At 30.5% G+C, this 17,982-nt stretch carries 15 protein-coding genes; 12 read left to right on the forward strand and 3 right to left on the reverse strand.

Features of this window, described 5'->3' with window-relative positions; genetic code table 11:
* Positions 1-54 precede the first annotated feature (54 nt).
* A complete protein-coding gene (locus GVY01_RS03230; RefSeq protein WP_017637654.1) occupies positions 55-2,667 on the reverse strand; it encodes a YSIRK signal domain/LPXTG anchor domain surface protein in 2,613 nt (870 codons plus the stop codon).
* A 160-nt stretch (positions 2,668-2,827) separates the two neighbouring features.
* On the reverse strand, positions 2,828-4,018 hold the full coding sequence (locus GVY01_RS03235) for an NEAT domain-containing protein (protein WP_159333640.1): 1,191 nt from the start codon (positions 4,016-4,018) through the stop codon (positions 2,828-2,830).
* A gap of 207 nt (positions 4,019-4,225) precedes the next feature.
* On the opposite strand from GVY01_RS03235, the gene isdC reads away from it, so the two are divergent.
* The 9 genes from isdC to pheT all read left to right on the forward strand — a co-directional run bounded on the left by isdC (position 4,226) and on the right by pheT (position 13,749).
* Positions 4,226-4,873, forward strand: coding sequence for a heme uptake protein IsdC (isdC, locus tag GVY01_RS03240; protein ID WP_017637561.1), 648 nt, complete (start codon positions 4,226-4,228; stop codon positions 4,871-4,873).
* Positions 4,873-5,907, forward strand: a complete 1,035-nt coding sequence (locus GVY01_RS03245) for a hypothetical protein (protein ID WP_108016945.1) — start codon at positions 4,873-4,875, stop codon at positions 5,905-5,907. Before isdC ends, GVY01_RS03245 begins: the two co-directional genes overlap by 1 nt.
* Positions 5,904-6,785: a heme ABC transporter substrate-binding protein IsdE gene (gene isdE / locus GVY01_RS03250; protein ID WP_159333641.1), complete on the forward strand. Its 882-nt coding sequence runs from the start codon at positions 5,904-5,906 to the stop codon at positions 6,783-6,785. The genes GVY01_RS03245 and isdE overlap by 4 nt, the downstream gene beginning before the upstream one ends.
* 12 nt (positions 6,786-6,797) lie before the next feature.
* Complete coding sequence (gene isdF / locus GVY01_RS03255) at positions 6,798-7,775, forward strand: hemin ABC transporter permease protein IsdF (protein WP_017637651.1); 978 nt, start codon at positions 6,798-6,800, stop codon at positions 7,773-7,775.
* A gap of 37 nt (positions 7,776-7,812) precedes the next feature.
* Entirely contained in the window at positions 7,813-8,541 is a 729-nt protein-coding gene (gene srtB, locus GVY01_RS03260) for a class B sortase (protein ID WP_017637650.1), read from the forward strand.
* Between the two features lie 16 nt (positions 8,542-8,557).
* A complete protein-coding gene (locus GVY01_RS03265) occupies positions 8,558-8,881 on the forward strand; it encodes an antibiotic biosynthesis monooxygenase (protein ID WP_159333642.1) in 324 nt (107 codons plus the stop codon).
* A 228-nt stretch (positions 8,882-9,109) separates the two neighbouring features.
* Complete coding sequence (locus GVY01_RS03270; RefSeq protein WP_029055499.1) at positions 9,110-9,850, forward strand: TrmH family RNA methyltransferase; 741 nt, start codon at positions 9,110-9,112, stop codon at positions 9,848-9,850.
* Between the two features lie 438 nt (positions 9,851-10,288).
* The gene (gene pheS / locus GVY01_RS03275; protein ID WP_017637647.1) at positions 10,289-11,347 is read left to right on the forward strand and encodes a phenylalanine--tRNA ligase subunit alpha; all 1,059 of its coding nucleotides are present in this window, start codon (positions 10,289-10,291) and stop codon (positions 11,345-11,347) included.
* Positions 11,347-13,749: a phenylalanine--tRNA ligase subunit beta gene (pheT, locus tag GVY01_RS03280; protein WP_017637646.1), complete on the forward strand. Its 2,403-nt coding sequence runs from the start codon at positions 11,347-11,349 to the stop codon at positions 13,747-13,749. Before pheS ends, pheT begins: the two co-directional genes overlap by 1 nt.
* A gap of 336 nt (positions 13,750-14,085) precedes the next feature.
* Here pheT and rnhC read toward each other — a convergent pair whose 3' ends face one another.
* Positions 14,086-15,024, reverse strand: coding sequence for a ribonuclease HIII (rnhC, locus tag GVY01_RS03285; RefSeq protein ID WP_017637645.1), 939 nt, complete (start codon positions 15,022-15,024; stop codon positions 14,086-14,088).
* A gap of 375 nt (positions 15,025-15,399) precedes the next feature.
* On the opposite strand from rnhC, the gene zapA reads away from it, so the two are divergent.
* The 3 genes from zapA (at position 15,400) to polX (ending at position 17,976) form a co-directional block, all read left to right on the forward strand.
* Positions 15,400-15,666 (forward strand): cell division protein ZapA, encoded by a 267-nt coding sequence (gene zapA / locus GVY01_RS03290; RefSeq protein WP_017637644.1) that lies wholly within the window; start codon positions 15,400-15,402, stop codon positions 15,664-15,666.
* Entirely contained in the window at positions 15,667-16,188 is a 522-nt protein-coding gene (locus GVY01_RS03295) for a CvpA family protein (RefSeq protein ID WP_017637643.1), read from the forward strand.
* A gap of 75 nt (positions 16,189-16,263) precedes the next feature.
* Positions 16,264-17,976 carry a DNA polymerase/3'-5' exonuclease PolX gene (gene polX / locus GVY01_RS03300; RefSeq protein ID WP_017637642.1) on the forward strand — a complete coding sequence of 571 codons (1,713 nt, stop codon included), beginning with the start codon at positions 16,264-16,266 and terminating at the stop codon, positions 17,974-17,976.
* The last annotated feature ends 6 nt before the right edge of the window (positions 17,977-17,982 follow it).

A 17,982-nucleotide genomic window follows, 5' to 3' on the forward strand; every position in this document is an offset into this window, starting at 1 on the left:
AGATATTATTAAAAATCCCGTCTGAAATTAATTTTCAGACGGGATTTTTTTGTATTATTTTTTAGAATGTTTAATTCTCTTTGGTAGGATAAAAGTTAAACCAGTTAACGCTAACAATAATGACCATGTCAATCCTTGAGATGAAGATTGACCAGTTTCTGGAAGAGATGTTGTTTTTTTCATGTCATGCTCTTTTGATTTTTGTTTATCACTATCTTTTACATTATCTTTACTCTCAGTTTTGGTTTCAGTTGTTCCTTTTTTCTTAACATGTTCTTTGTCAATATCTTCATCTGTTTTAACACTTTCAGGTATTATTATATCACTGTCTTCATCAACTTTTTGAGTTACTTCATTATCTTCGTTTTTATCGACATCGTGATCTTCGACAATATCTGCAATATCATCAACATTATGATCAGGGATTGTTGTATTATCACTATTTGATTCATTATTATCTACATTTTCATCTGTTTGATTATCAGTGTTGTTATCTTTAACTACATCAGTTATTTGAGTGTTTTCGTTGTTAGTTGTTGTAGTTGGGTCATTTTGATTATTTTCTGCATCAATTATTGAATTGTCTACGTTTGTAGAAGATGTATCTTCAACTGGGACATCTTTATTTATAATTCTTACGTGATATTGACCATCGTAACCGATAGAAGATACTACGACTTTAACTATTGCATTGTAAACTGCTTTATTAGGGTCATAAGGGAAAATTAATGTTCTAGTGTTTTTTTCTTTATCTTTAGAAATAGTTGTCACTCGTTCACCTTCGACAATAAAGTCTTTCCAATAACTATCTTCTTTAGTACGTATAATTACATATTGCTTACCATTTAATGTACCAATTTGGAAAGGATGTTCAACAAATCCATCCATTACTGACTCATTATTTTCTTCACTTTCAAATACAACAAAATTAGCATCATGTACATCCGTTAATTGATCGTTAGTTGGTTTTGCATTTTCAAACTCAACAATTGCTGATTGAACTTGTTGTTTTAAAGCAGCTTTTGTCTTTTCTAATTTGAATTTATATTCTTCTTTATATTTATCAGGTAAAGTTTTTTGTAACTTTTCTAATTCATATACTTGTCTTTCTAGTGTCTTCGCTTTGCGATATGGTGCTAATAATTTATCTACAGTATAAGTTTCATCATCTTTGTAATCATTAGGGTTATTAGTTATCGGTTGTTTGAAAACCATTAAAGTATAATCATAATTTTCGACTTTATTTTCACCAAGTTGAATAGATGATACAATTTTAACTTCTTTTGTGCCTACAGAAACTGGGAAACGGATATAAGCATAGTCTTTATCTGAATCATAAGATACGAGCGTAACAGGAAGTTTTTTGTCTCCTTCATAAATTTCAAAGTTTCTCCATGTTTGTGCTGTTTTTAATCCTAATTCAATTTCTGGTTGAGATTTAGTAAATATCACAGTTGCTGGATCTAATGTGCTTGCATAATGATAAAATTGTCTGTCACCGTCTTCTTTTTTCATTTCAAAATCAATAGGTCGTGTAACGGGTGCACTATGATCTTTATCTAATACTGCTGGGTTTTTAATAGCATCTTTTATTGATACATCAGCAGGAGGATAGACTGTATCATTAGCTTGTGACTGATTTTCTTCATTATTACTTTGGTTATTATTTGGTGTTGTATCTGCAGTTTGATTTTGAGTGTCATCATTTTGATTATTATTATCTGTAGTATTTGATTGATTATTATTTGGTGTTGTATCTACAGATTGGTTTTCATTTGGTTGATTTTGACTATTATTAGTTTGATTACTAACGCTTTGATTATTATCAATTGTTGAGTTTACATCGTTATTATTTGATGTTGAATTTACATTATTATCTGAATTGTTGGTAGTGTTTGTTGGTGTTGTGTTGTCAGTAGTATTTTCTGAAGAATCATTATTGCTATTATCATTTAAAACGAGTGATGGGTCATTATAAATAGGTCGAGCGAATTCTAATTTTGTATAATCATAATTTGTTTCAGGTTCATTATCAATTTGTGTAGACGATACAATTTTAAGTTCTTGTGTACCATCAGTCACAGGGAAACGAATATATGCATGATCTGTGTCTGGATTATAAGACACTAAGTTAACAGGAAGTTTTGTGTTTCCTTCATAAACTTCAAATTTCTTCCAAGTAGAACCTGTATCAAGGTCAAGTTCAACGTTTGCTTTAGTTTTTGTGTAATAGACATCAGCAGGGTTCTTAATACTAAAATAGTGATAATATTGTGTTTCATTATTTTGATCAAATAGTTGGAAATTAACTGTCTCTCTTGGACCAATGTCATGAGGTTGGTTTTCAACTGCAGGGTTTTTAATAGCATCTTTTATAGACTGATCCGCTGCAGGGTAGGCAGTAGGCTGATTCGTTGTTTGTGTTTGATTATTATTTTCAACCGGTTGAGTTACAGGTTGAGATTGGTTTGATTGATTAGTATTTGCCGTAGATGCTGATTGATTTTGTACATTATTGTCATTTGTATCTTCGGCAGCCTGTGCTTGTCCATAAGAAGTAAAAATGAATAGTGTACTTACTACTATCGAAGCTACACCAAGTGTAGATTTACGTATTGAATAAAAAGACCTTAATTTTGGGAAGTTATACTGTTGATGTTTGTTCATGTTGTAAACAACTCCTATAGTTTTAATACAAATTGATAATCATTATCAATCGTTCACATGTATTGTAACTCAAAGTATAAATATATTGCAATCCATTTTATAAAAAAATAATAAAACCTATACTGAGAGATATCAACTTCTCAATATAGGTTTCATATGATTATTTAGAGTGCTTTCTTCTGAAAACAAACATTGTAATAGATGTGAATAGGGCAATCGTCGCCATAGCTAATTCATTAAAGTAACTATGTGAAGCTACTTTACCTGTATCAGGTAATTCTTTTGATTTGTTGTCGTCGCTATTTTGTGAGTTTTTAGCATCTTTATCCCCGTTATTTTGATTAGATTTGCTATCTTTACCTTCATCTTCTTTTTTACCTGTTTTGCCACCTTTACCATCTTTACCATCTTTACCGACATTGTCACCAGTGTTTGTATTAGTTCCATTATTATTATTGCCCCCAGCAGCTGGAGTAGTTGGTACATTATTGTTGTCCCCAGTAGCTGGAGAAGTAGGTGCATTGTTGTTGTCTCCAGTATTTGGAGAAGTAGGTGCATTGTTGTTGTCCCCAGTATTTGGAGAAGTAGGTGCATTGTTGTTGTCCCCAGTAGCTGGAGAAGTAGGTGCATTGTTGTTGTCCCCAGTAGCTGGAGTAGTAGGTGCATTGTTATTATTACCAGTACTTGGAGCAGTAGCACCGTTGTTATTGTCTCCAGTAGCTGGAGTAGTTACTACATCATTGTTAGGTTGAGATGCTGTATTACTATCACTATTAGTATTAGTTTCGCCTAATGTTGGAATAGGTTTCGCAAATTCCAAATGCGTTGTATAAGTATGATCATACTTTAAGTTTGGAATAACGATATGTATTCTTGATGTGATATTTGTATATCCTGGTTCTACTGAAATATCTAACGTTTTTGTATCGTTTGCTGTGTCATCATTAACAACATTGGTAGTTAATTCTTGATTGTTTTTATCGAAAAATTTATATTCTTTCCACCATGAAGCATTTGTTAATGTAGCTTGGAAATAATATTGATTATCTTTTTTAATTACTTTACCAGGATGCTTCATATATTCATCCATGTGTGACACTTCATTTGAACCATCTCTTTGAACTTGGAAATTCAATTCTTCAGATACAGTATTATTTTGTGATGAAGAAGGTGATACTGCTGTATTTTGATTATTATTTTGATTTGTTTCAGCAGCCTGCGCATGATTTTCTCCATTACTTGCATAAAGTAATACACTTAATAAAAGAGTTGCACTTCCAATTGTAAATCTTCTTAATGATGCATGATTATTCTCCTTATAAAACTTAGGATTTAGATAATGTTTGTTCATGATGTTTTCCTCCTAAAAATGATTGTGCTATGTCATTAAAAGTGATTAACCAATTTAATTGAAAATGGTTATCAATAATAGTACCACAAGTATATCGTTATAACAATAATATAATTTTATTATAAAATAAATATTGACTTTGATAATCGTTATCATTTATTATTTTTGTAAAGACGTAATATTCGTCTTAAATGGGAGGTATATATTTTGAAAAAATTACATAAAATTTTTAGTGTAGCCGTATTGTCTTTTATATTGTTTTTTGCGACAACTGTTAATAATGCTTTTGCTGAAGATAGCGGAACGTTCAATTATGAAATCTTAAAATATAATACTAACGATACATCTATTGCCAATGATTATTTTAATAAACCAGCTAAATATGTTAAAAAGAACGGTAAGTTATATGTTCAAATTACTGTTAACCACAGTCATTGGATTACAGGTATGAGTATCGAAGGCCATAAAGAAAAAATTATTAATAAAAATGCTGCGAAAGATGAACGTACTTCTGAATTTGAAGTAAGTAAAGTGAGCGGTAAAGTCCAAGGTAAAATTGATGTATATATTAATGAAAAAGTAAATGGCAAACCTTTCTTATATGATCACCATTACAATATTACTTATAAATTTAATGGACCATCTAATGTAGTTGGTAATGGTAGTAGCAGTGCAAGTACTACTGGTAATGATACTACAGGGGGTACTACAAACACTGGTACTGGTGGTGTAGAAAACCCACAAACTAGTGCTGGTATTCCAGGATATATTTATATCGTTCCTGCAGTTGCATTGATGTCATTCGTTTTCATTACATTTTATGCTAAAAAGGTTAACAAAGGTAATGTGAAATAATGAATGTATCATTACAAACTAGCTTTAAAACGTTAATCATTTATTGTTGTGTATCGACATTTATGATTTTAAATAATAAAGATGCATTATTATTGGCTGATGAGATGAATAGTCCATCAGCCAATTCTTATAATACACAGCAAGATAACCCTCAGAAATTAGATGAAGCTATTTTTAAAGAATTACCTAAAAAGACTAATAATATCTATCTAGATGTAAGAGATAAAGATGATAAAAAAGTAGAAGTATTTGATGAAAAAGGTCGACTTATTTTTAATAGTAAAAATCAAGTTTACCTAGAAATCAAATTATCTCCACATACTAAGATTGAAAATTATCAATTTTTGACATCCAATTCTCAGCCATTACCATTTGTAACTAAAAGTAATGATAATACAACAACGATAAGAATATTATTAAAGCAAAATATACAAACCTTGGAAATGCGTTATAAACAAAATCTCCATGATAAGGAAGACAGTGTACTATTTATTCATTTAAAACAAAATAAAGATGATAAAGAAGACAAAAAAGATAAAAATCAGAATCAAATAATAGTTCAACAAAATAAGAATAATAATCAACAAACACGAACTACAGATAAAGATATATCTAAAAATAAAAAGACTGGTCAAAATAAACCAAAAGAATATAAGAATAGTACTCAAGAACAAAAAAACAAATCAACTACAACAAATATAAATGTGACTAAAAATAGTAACAGCAGTCATACTCAATCGTCTGGAAATTCAAATAATAATGATCAAAGTTTGAAAAATAATGTTGATTCACAATCAACTAAAATTCAAAGTACTAGGGACAATATTAAAAAGGAAAAAGATAAAACATTACCATCATTCAATAGAGATGATGATGTAAAGAAACATAAAACAAATAATAAAAAATATGAAAATAATCAAAAAGCAAAAAGTCATAAAAAAGAATATGCGATATTGGGCGTAGCTATAGTATTAGCAATGTTACTCCTAGTTGTATCTCATTTATTAATGAGAAAGCGAGGTAAAAAAGATTGAAACATGTAAAAACAATAATTTTAGGAATTATATGTGCTATTTTATTAGTCGCTTGTGAATCATCGTCGAAACCAAAAAAAGAAGAAAAAGCTGAAAAATATAGAATAGTACCTACCACTGTTGCATTGACAATGACACTAGACAAACTGGATTTACCAATCGTTGGAAAACCAACATCTTATAAAACATTACCGGCACGATATAAAGATGTTCCCGAAGTGGGACAACCTATGCAACCTAGTGTAGAAGCAGTTAAAAAATTAAATCCAACTCACGTATTAAGTGTGTCTACAATCAAAGATGAAATGAAACCTTTTTATAAACAGCTTAATATGAAAGGTTACTATTATGACTACGATAGTTTGCAAGGTATGGAAAATTCAATTACAGAATTAGGTAAACAGTTTAATAGAACTGAAAAAGCAAAAGAATTAAATGATCACTTAAATAAAGTGAAAAAGGAAATTGAAGACAAAGCTGCTAAACAACGTAAACATCCTAAAGTACTAATACTTATGGGTGTGCTAGGAAGTTATTTAGTTGCGACTGATAAATCTTATATTGGCGACTTAGTGAAAATTGCTGGTGGAGAAAATGTAATTAAAGTAAAAGATAGACAGTATATTTCGTCAAATACTGAAAACTTACTCAATGTAGACCCTGATATCATTTTACGTTTACCACATGGCATGCCAGATGAAGTGAAAAAAATGTTTAAAAAAGAATTTAAACAAAATGATATTTGGAAGCATTTTAAAGCTGTTAAAAATAATAAAGTTTATGATTTAGAAGAGATTCCATTTGGAATTACAGCGAATGTTGATGCTGACGAAGCAATGAAACAGTTATATGACTTATTTTATAACAATAAAAAGTAATGGAATGATTGTATGATAAAGAACCATAAGAAGTTATTTTTAATAATATTTATACTATTAACTGTTTTAACAGCATATTTATCATTTGTTACTGGTACTTTAAAAATTACATTTAATGATTGGATAGATAAATTATCAACTGGTGAAAATAATGCGGTGGATGCGATATTAGATTTGAGATTACCAAGAATATTAATAGCAATGATAGTAGGGGCTATGTTGGCAGTATCAGGAGCACTTTTACAAGCGTCCCTACAAAATCCATTAGCTGAAGCAAATTTAATTGGCGTTTCGACTGGCGCTTTAATTATGAGAACGCTATGTATGATGTATATTCCTCAACTATATAATTATTTACCCTTTTTAGTTTTTATCGGAGGATTGATTCCATTTATAATCATTATATTTTTACACACTAAATATCAGTTGAATGCGGTAAGTATGATTTTAGTAGGTGTAGCATTATTTGTTTTATTAAATGGTGTATATGACATCTTAAGTCAAAATCCATTACTGAAAATGTCTCAAGGTTTAACTATGAAAACATGGAAAGATGTATATATTATAGCGATTTCTGCAATGATAGGATTAAGTTTAAGTATTTTACTATCTCCTAAGTTGAATTTATTAAATTTAGACGATATGCAAGCTAAGAGTATTGGTTTTCAAATAGATACGTATAGATGGATAATTGGCTTATTAGCAGTATTTTTAGCAAGTGCAACAGTTGCGATAGTAGGTCAAATAGCCTTTTTAGGGATTATTGTACCTCATATTGTAAGAAAAATAGTAGGTGTTAATTATAAAGCAGTTATACCATTTTCAATAGTCATAGGAGCTTGGTTCTTACTTTTAGCTGATTTAGCAGGACGTACAATACATCCACCATTAGAAATACCTGCCAATGCTATTTTAATGATTGTAGGTGGACCTACATTGATTTATTTATTATGTAAGGGTAAACGTCAACGTATTTATAAATCTATGTAAGGCTTAACTAATGAAGAATAAAGGATTATCACATTATATGAAACACATAATAAGAATAATACAAATTATTTTAATCGTTGTTATTGTCGTTTTTACTTATCAAATAATTAAAATTTATGTTCAAGATAAAGATGAACAAGAAAGTTATGCCAAAATACAAAAGAAATTTAAAACACTATCAAATGAACATCAATCATCAGTAAGACCACAATTTGAATCCTTAGAAAAAATTAATAAAGACATCGTTGGTTGGATTCAATTAGAGGGAACATCGCTCAATTATCCTATTTTACAAGGTAAAACAAATCATGAATATTTAAATTTAGATTTTGAAAGAGAACAACGTCGTAAAGGAAGTATTTTTATGGATTATCGAAATTCATTGAACCCTTTAGATAAAAATACGGTGATATATGGTCATCATATTGGTGATCAAACTATGTTTGATGTACTTGATGATTATTTAAAACAATCATTTTATGACAAACACAAATCAATCCACTTTGATACTAAATATGGTAAATATCAATTACAAATTTTTAGTGCATTTAAAACAACAAGTAATGACAATTATATCCAAACGACTTTTGATAATGATGAACAATTTAAAGCATTTTTAATCAAAACAAAGAAGCGTTCATTGATTAAAACGAATGTAGATGTCAATGAAGGAGATAAAATTGTGACATTATCGACTTGTGAAGATGCATTTAGACAAACAGCAGGCAGAATAGCAGTTATTGCCAAATTAACTAAAATTAACTAAAAGGATGAAGACAATCATGAGATTTATGGCTGAAAACAAATTAACGCTAAACAAAGGGACAGCAACAGAAATTGTTGAAAGATTTTATACTAGATATGGTATTGAGACATTAGACGGGTTTGAAGGTATGTTTGTTACTCGTACATTAGAAAAAGAGGATTATGATGAAGTTAAAATTTTAACTTTATGGAAAGATAAACAAGCTTTTACAGACTGGTTGAAATCAGATGTATTTAAAAAAGCACATCAAAATGTTCGCAGTCAATCTGATGATAAAAGTAGTCCGATTATTAAAAATAGCGTTCATACATATGATATTGGCTATCATTATTTGAAATAAACATTTGTTTAACAAGCAATTAGCTTCCGATTAAAAATCATTAAAATTTATTCGGAAGCTTTTTTATTTTAATAATGTAAAGTTGTTTCTTAATAGAACAACTTAGCAAAAGCTAACGCGTAAGTATCACTTAACTATTAAAATAGTAGTGATACTTTATTTTCAATTTATAACTTAATCATATACAATTAAGGATAATTAGAAATTATCATATTGGAGATTAATTATATGGAACAAATTACGTCGGCTCAAAATAGTAAAATTAAAAATGCGAATAAACTTAAGAAAAAGAAAGATAGAGATAAAACAGGTTTAGCACTTATCGAAGGTATACATTTAATAGATGAAGCATATCAAAGTGGTTTAGACATTGAGCAATTATTTGTTGTTGATCCTAGTAGAACAGATGAACAATTAATTGAGTATGCTAATGAAACATTTGAAATTAATTTAAAAGTTGCAGAAGCGTTGTCTGGAACTGTGACACCTCAAGGCTTTTTCGCAGTGATAAAAAAACCAGAATATGATATATCAACTGCGAAGCAAGTATTATTAATTGATAGAATACAAGACCCAGGTAATTTAGGAACGTTAATCCGCACTGCAGATGCAGCAGGTATTGATCTAATAGTAATGGAAAAAGGCACTGCAGATCCATATCAAGATAAAGTATTACGTGCGAGTCAAGGTAGTGTATTTCATATTCCTGTTATGTCAGAATCATTACAGATATTCATCGATACATTTGATGGACCCATTTATGGTACAGCATTAGATGAAGCTGTAAGCTTTAAAGAAATTGAAGCACAAGACACATTTGCACTTATTTTGGGAAACGAAGGTGAAGGTGTAAATGAAACACTATTAAATAGTACAACTCAAAATTTAACTATTCCTATTTATGGAAAAGCTGAAAGTTTAAATGTTGCAATTGCTGGTAGTATCTTACTTTACCAATTAAAAGGATAAAATATTTGTCTACATTTAGGTGACTTTAAAATTTATAAATGATATTCAAAACGGTTATTGCCGGTTGACCCTATATCAATCAATCGTCTATAATAAATAATGAATTCATAAATAATCAATGATATGGTCTACAAGAGAATTAATAGCCTATAAAAAGACGTAAACTAACATGTGAAATTGTTTAAGGGAGAATAACCGCGACTGAAAGTTATTCCAATTTTGATTAGTTTTTTTCATCTTTTTGGCTACTTAAAGAGATTTAAGTCGGAGCACGTCTTCGTTAACAACGTATACAAGTGTATGCATAGGCATAAATTTGGGTGGTACCACGGAAGGCTTTCGTCCCAGTTAGAGGGGTGAAAGTCTTTTTTGTTTAAAAAATAAATAAATAATTGATTGATTAATATATTGTTGATGGGATAAAAGGAGGAAAAACGTATGACTCAAAATGATCATATGGGTGAATTAAAGCAACAAGCATTGGTTGATATAAATGCTGCTAATGATGAAAGAGCTTTACAAGATGTGAAAGTTAAATATTTAGGTAAAAAGGGTTCGGTAAGTGCATTAATGAAAAATATGAAAGACTTACCAAATGAAGAAAAACCAGCTTATGGACAAAAAGTCAATGAGCTAAGACAAACAATTCAACAAGAACTAGACGAAAGACAAACGATTTTAGCTAATGAAAAGTTAAATCAACAATTAGCAGAAGAAACAATCGATGTTACTTTACCAAGTCGTCAAATTGAAATAGGTTCTAAACATCCATTAACTCGAACTATTGAAGAAATTGAAGATTTATTCTTAGGATTAGGTTATGAAATTGTAGATGGATTTGAAGTAGAACAAGATCATTATAATTTTGAAGCTTTAAACTTACCTAAATCTCATCCAGCACGTGATATGCAAGATAGTTTCTATATTACTGAAGAAATTTTAATGAGAACGCATACGTCACCAGTGCAAGCAAGAACAATGGAACAACGAAATGGTCAAGGTCCAGTTAAAATAATATGCCCTGGTAAAGTTTATCGTCGTGATTCAGATGATGCCACACACAGCCACCAATTTACTCAAATTGAAGGATTAGTAGTAGATAAAAATATTAAAATGAGTGACTTAAAAGGGACATTAGAATTATTAGCGAAAGAATTATTTGGTGCTGATAGAGAAATTCGATTACGACCAAGTTATTTCCCATTTACAGAACCATCTGTTGAAGTGGATGTGTCATGTTTCAAATGTAAAGGTAAAGGTTGTAATGTTTGTAAACATACTGGATGGATCGAAATTTTAGGGGCAGGTATGGTACACCCTAACGTTTTAAATATGGCTGGTTTTGATGCAAATGAATATTCTGGGTTTGCCTTTGGTATGGGACCAGACCGTATCGCAATGTTGAAATATGGTATTGAGGATATTCGTCATTTCTATACAAATGATGTACGTTTCTTAGACCAGTTTAAAGCTGTAGAAGATAGAGGTGAGATTTAATGTTAATTTCAAATGAATGGTTAAAAGATTATGTAGACGTGAATCAAAATGTTCAAGATTTAGCAGAAAAAATAACACGCACTGGTATCGAAGTTGACGATATTATTGATTATACAAAAGACATTAAAAACTTAGTAGTAGGTTATGTCGTATCTAAAACGTCTCATCCAGATGCAGATAAATTAAATATATGCCAAGTAGATATTGGTGAGGAAGAGCCTGTACAAATCGTTTGTGGTGCACCTAATGTTGATGAAGGACAATATGTCATTGTTGCTAAAGTAGGTGGACGTTTACCAGGTGGTATTAAAATTAAGCGTGCCAAGTTACGCGGGGAGCGTTCTGAAGGCATGATTTGTTCATTACAAGAAATAGGTATCTCAAGTAATGTTGTACCAAAAGCATTTGAAAATGGCATTTTCGTATTTTCTACAGAGGTAACACCCGGTACAGATGCATTAGATGCATTGTATTTAAATGACCAAATTATGGAATTTGATTTAACTCCAAACCGTGCAGACGCATTAAGTATGGTAGGTACTGCATATGAAGTAGCAGCGTTATATCAAACTCAAATGACTAAACCACAAACTGCTAGTAATGAGTTAAATGAATCCGCTACAGATGAATTATCTGTTACCGTTAAAAATGAAAATAAAGTACCTTATTATAGCGCGAGAATAGTTAAAAATGTCACTATTGGTCAATCACCAATATGGATGCAATCACGTTTAATGAAAGCGGGAATTAGACCAATTAATAATGTCGTTGATATTTCAAACTATGTTTTATTAGAATATGGACAACCTTTACACATGTTTGACCAAGATCAAATTGGTTCTAATCATATTGAAGTTCGTCAAGCACAAGAAAATGAAACAATGACGACATTAGACGATCAAGAAAGAACACTACTTGAGTCAGATATTGTCATCACTAATGGACAAACACCAATTGCATTAGGTGGCGTGATGGGCGGAGATTTTTCAGAAGTGAGTGATCGAACAACTAATGTTGTTATAGAAGGCGCTATTTTTGATTCTGCTTCTATTCGTCATACATCAAGACGCTTAAATTTACGAAGTGAAGCTTCTAGTCGATTTGAAAAGGGTATTGCGACAGAATTTGTCAATGAAGCTGTTGACCGTGCATGTTATTTATTAGAAATGTATGCTTCTGGTAGCGTCCTTAAAGATAGAGTGTCTGCAGGCGATTTAGGTGAATTCATAACACCAATTCACATTACAACTGACAAAATCAATGAAACAGTCGGATTTAATTTATCTGCAGATGAAATTACAAAGAATTTCGAACAATTAGGTTTTGAAACAGAAGTGAATCATAATGAACTTACGGTATTCGTACCATCTCGTCGTAAAGACATTTCTATTAAAGAAGACTTGATTGAAGAAGTTGCACGTATATACGGCTATGATGAGATACCATCAACTTTACCAGTGTTTGAAGAAGTGACTAGTGGTACTTTAACTGACCGTCAACGTAAAACACGAATAGTGAAAGAAACAATAGAAGGTGCAGGTTTAAACCAAGCTATCACATATTCACTTGTATCTAAAGAACATGCTAAAGACTTTGCATTACAAGATAGATCAACAATTGAACTACTTATGCCAATGAGTGAAGCACATTCAACATTGCGTCAAAGTTTACTACCACATTTAATTGAGGCAACAACGTATAATGTTGCACGTAAAAATAAAGATGTGAAATTATATGAAATTGGACGTGTATTCTTCGGCAATGGTGAAGGTGAATTACCTGAAGAAGTTGAATATTTAAGTGGTATTATGACAGGTGATTATGTTGTAAATCAATGGCAAGGTAAAAAAGAAGAAGTCGACTTTTATCTAACTAAAGGTGTTATTGAACGAGTTGCTGAAAAACTTAATTTAACATTGGATTATCGTGCAGCTAAAATTGAAGGTTTACATCCAGGTAGAACTGCAATTGTCTCTTTAAATGGGAAAGATATTGGTTTTATCGGTGAATTACATCCTTCTGTAGCGGCTGATAATGACTTAAAACGCACATATGTGTTTGAATTAAACTACGAAGAAATGATGAAAGTTTCTGTTGGTTATATCAATTATCAACCAATTCCAAAATATCCAGGTGTTTCACGTGATATTGCATTAGAGGTAAATCATGATGTACCAGCATCTGAACTTATCTCAACAATTCATGATAATGGTGCTGATATTCTTCAAGATACACAAGTATTTGATGTGTATGAAGGTGAACATTTAGAAGAAGGTAAAAAATCAGTTGCAATCAGATTAAATTATTTAGATACTGAAAATACTTTAACTGATGAGCGTGTATCAAAAGTACATGATCAAATTATCGAAGCATTGAAAGAAAAAGGCGCAACAATAAGATAATAAAGTAAGTAAAAGGCAAGTATCATTCCTTAGAGGTTGATACTTGCCATATTTATAGACAAATCTATCTTGGCGATAGGTTTGTCTTTTTAAAATCATCTCATTGTTAGATTATTTGAGGAATAATGAGCTGTATTTATGCGCTGACTCCAGAGGTAACAGTATTAGTTGAAGACCATAGAAATTCCCACAGGTTTATCTGTGTAGAATTTCTGGCTGAAACTGTACCCTGGGAAAGCATGGGTATAAAAATTGCCAACAAAGTCATGGACTTTACGGACAGTCTAATATAATTACTAATCAATATAAATAGTACTTACTTGCATTGGATTGCACTTATAAATATTTCTTTTTAACTAAAGCCTGAGCTTTGTCTCTATTCTTGAAATGTTTTTTAGAAATACTGTCTAATTTATCAATACCATATTTTTCAATTATTTTTGCAGCGAATAAGTCAACTTTATTACTTGCGCCTTTAGGAACTTCCATTTTTAATGATTTAGATATATGATTCATATGTTTTACAAAGGCATATCGAGAGATAATACTGGCAGCCGCTATGGCTAAAGATTTAGATTCGCCTTTTGTTTCAAATTTTGTTAATTTCGGATAAGGCAAATCGGATAAAGCATAACGTTGATATACGCCACGTTCTGCAAATTGGTCAATGACAATATAATTCAAATCATTAGTTTCAATTTTTTGGACAACATTTGCAATAGCTTGATTGTGTAATACAGCTTTCATTTTAACTTGTGACCATCCAGCACGTTGTCGATCATTATATTTAACATTATCAAGTGTAAGTAATGAATGGGGAATAAAGTTAACAAGTTGTTCTGCTATTTCTACTATTTTAGTGTCGGTTAATTTTTTAGAATCATCAACACCTAATTCTTTTAAAATTTTCACATGCTCTTTTGTAACATATGCGGCACATACTGTTAGTGGGCCAAAATAATCACCACTGCCAGCTTCATCACTACCTATACAATTATATTGATTGTATTTAATATAAGATGCCTGTGACTTAGAAGATTTGGAAGAATTTAAACTAGTAGTGTTACTTTGTTTTTCAGGTAGTAATTGTTGTGCTACAGTTTCGGCATTATTGCCTTGAAACATGACTTTTCCAGAATTATATATATTGATAACAGCACCGTTATGTTTCGTGCGAGCTTTCATACCTTGGGGCAACTGTACTGTATCAAATTTTATTTTAGACATTAATGTATTGATTTCATTTGTTGTTAATTTATGGACTATATTAGCCATACTTTGTTAAACCTCTCTTTATTCATACTATTGTGGTACATTAATCAAATCATATCATAACATTATCTTTTATATCATAAGTGAAAATCAAAAGAGATTAGATACTTAAATTACATTTGAAGTCTTTGAGTATGGATTTTTCTAAAATGTATAATACTAAAAATTAAAAAGGTAATCATAATTTTCTAAAGAAAAAGATTGACTTTATTAAACCACATACTTACAAAATAATTATGACTCATGTATAATGTTTAATGATAAGTAAAAAGAATAAAACCAAAAATTAATATTATGTACAAATAATATAGAAACATGATTTTGGTTAAATTAAATAGAGATACGGAATAATTTAATTAAAAGTCAGGAGATATAATTATGGGTGATTTTAAGAATAGAATAAATGTAACAATTAATGACCAACATTTTACAATAATTGGTGATGATAGCCCAGAGCATATACGACATGTTGCTCATTTAGTAGATGAGACAATGAGAGAATTAGGGCAAAAATCAGCTGGACTAGATACAACGAGGAAAGCTATTTTAACAGCCGTCAATATCATGCATGAAAAAGTAAGCTTAGAGGAAGAAAACCGTCGATTACAACAAGAACTTAATCAATTAAAACAACGAGAAGATTAGATGTTATTAGACATTGTTATATTAATCATTTTACTGTATTTTGCAATCGTTGGATTTCGACGAGGATTGTGGCTTACAAGTTTACATTTTATTTCTTCAATAGTGTCGTTATGGATTGCAATGCAATTTTATCGAGACATCGCAAAACGTTTAATCGTGTTTTTACCTTTTCCAAAGACTGTTGCATATGATACCCAATATGCGATATCTTTTGATCACTTACAATATCGTTTTGAATCTATAGTAGCTTTTATTTTAATTGCGCTATGCAGTAAGTTGATTTTATATCTAATCATCGTCACATTTGATAATATAGTTGCATATCAACCTTTAAATATCATTAGCCGTATCTTAGGTATTATATTAAGTTTAATAATGGGTATTATATTTATTCAAATCATGATGTATATTTTAGCTTTATATCCTAATGTAATGATACAAAATTCATTAGGTCATTCATTATTAGCTAAGCATATTCTATTGCACACACCTTATGTTTCACAATTAATTTTAAATTTATAAAAAATGATGTTGAGGTCAGGACAGACAATTTGAAATAGTAATATGTCCTGGTCTTATTTTTATGGAGAGATGTATATGACTAAAAAAGATGTTATTCAATTATTAGAAAAAATAGCTACTTATATGGAGTTAAAAGGAGAAAATACCTTTAAAGTGTCTGCGTATAGAAAAGCAGCTCAAAGTTTAGAAGTAGATGAACGACCACTAGATGAGATTGAAGATGTAACTGAATTAAAAGGTATTGGAAAAGGAGTCGGTGATGTCATTAATGAATATCGACAATCTGGACATTCAACTGCATTAGAAGATTTACAAAAAGAAGTTCCTGAGGGACTAGTTCCTTTATTAAAAATACAAGGGCTAGGTAGTAAAAAAATAGCTAAATTATATAAAGAACTAAATATTACCGATAAAGCGTCATTACAAGAAGCGTGTGAATCAGGTAAAGTAAGTGAATTAAGTGGTTTCGCTAAAAAGACGGAACAAAATATTCTAGAAGCAGTTAAAGCATTAGGTGCTAAAAAAGAAAGTTATCCAATTGATCAGATGAGAGGTCTTAATCACCAAATTATAGATTATATTAGTCAATTAGACGATATCGATCAATACTCTTCAGCGGGAAGTTTTAGAAGATATAAAGAACAAAGTAAAGATTTAGATTTTATTATTAGCACGAATGAACCAGAAAAAGTACAACAACAATTATTAAATATTCCTAATAAAGTTAAAGATATAGCGATAGGTTCAACTAAAATATCAGTAGAACTAGAATACGATGATGAAACAATTGGCGTAGATTTTAGATTGATTGAACCTTCTGCTTTTTATCATACATTGCAACATTTCACTGGATCTAAAGATCATAATATTCGCATTAGACAATTAGCCAAAGCTCAAAATGAGAAAGTTAGTGAATATGGTATTGAAAAGGATAATGGGGAAGTATTGCAATTTAATAGCGAAGCGGAAATTTATGAACATTTTGGAGTTTCTTGGATTGAACCTTCAATGCGTGAAGATGGAAGTGAATTTGATAAAGATTTAAGCCAAATTATTCAATTAGATGATATTAAAGGTGATCTTCATATGCATACCACATATAGCGATGGTGCATTTTCAATAAGAGACATGATAGAAGCCAATATCGCTAAAGGATATGAATTTATGGTTATTACTGATCATTCACAAAGTTTAAGAGTGGCAAATGGTTTACAAGTGGAACGTTTGTTACGTCAAAATGAAGAAATTAAACAATTAAATGAAGAATATGATGAAATTGATATTTATTCAGGTATTGAAATGGACATATTACCCGATGGTTCATTAGACTATGATGATGAGATTCTTGCACAATTGGATTATGTCATTGCAGCGATACATCAAAGTTTTAATCAATCTGGAGAAGACATTATGAAACGCTTAGAAAATGCGTGTCGTAATCCATACGTAAGACATATTGCTCATCCAACTGGTAGAATTATTGGCCGTCGTCCTGGATACGAACCAAATATTGAAAAACTAGCTCAACTTGCTGAAGAAACAAATACAATTTTAGAAATTAATGCGAATCCAAAGCGTTTGGATTTAAATGCACAAACATTACGCCAATATCCAAATGTTAAATTAACCATTAATACAGATGCGCATCATACTGATCATTTAGAATTTATGAAATATGGTGTTGCAACAGCGCAAAAAGGATTTGTTACGAAAGATAGAGTAATCAATACAATGTCTAGAGAGGCATTTAAATCGTTTATTAATAACAACATAAAAATGAAGAAATAGAGGGAT

Source organism: Staphylococcus sp. 8AQ, assembly GCF_902506595.1.
In the GTDB taxonomy this organism is placed as follows: domain Bacteria; phylum Bacillota; class Bacilli; order Staphylococcales; family Staphylococcaceae; genus Staphylococcus; species Staphylococcus pasteuri.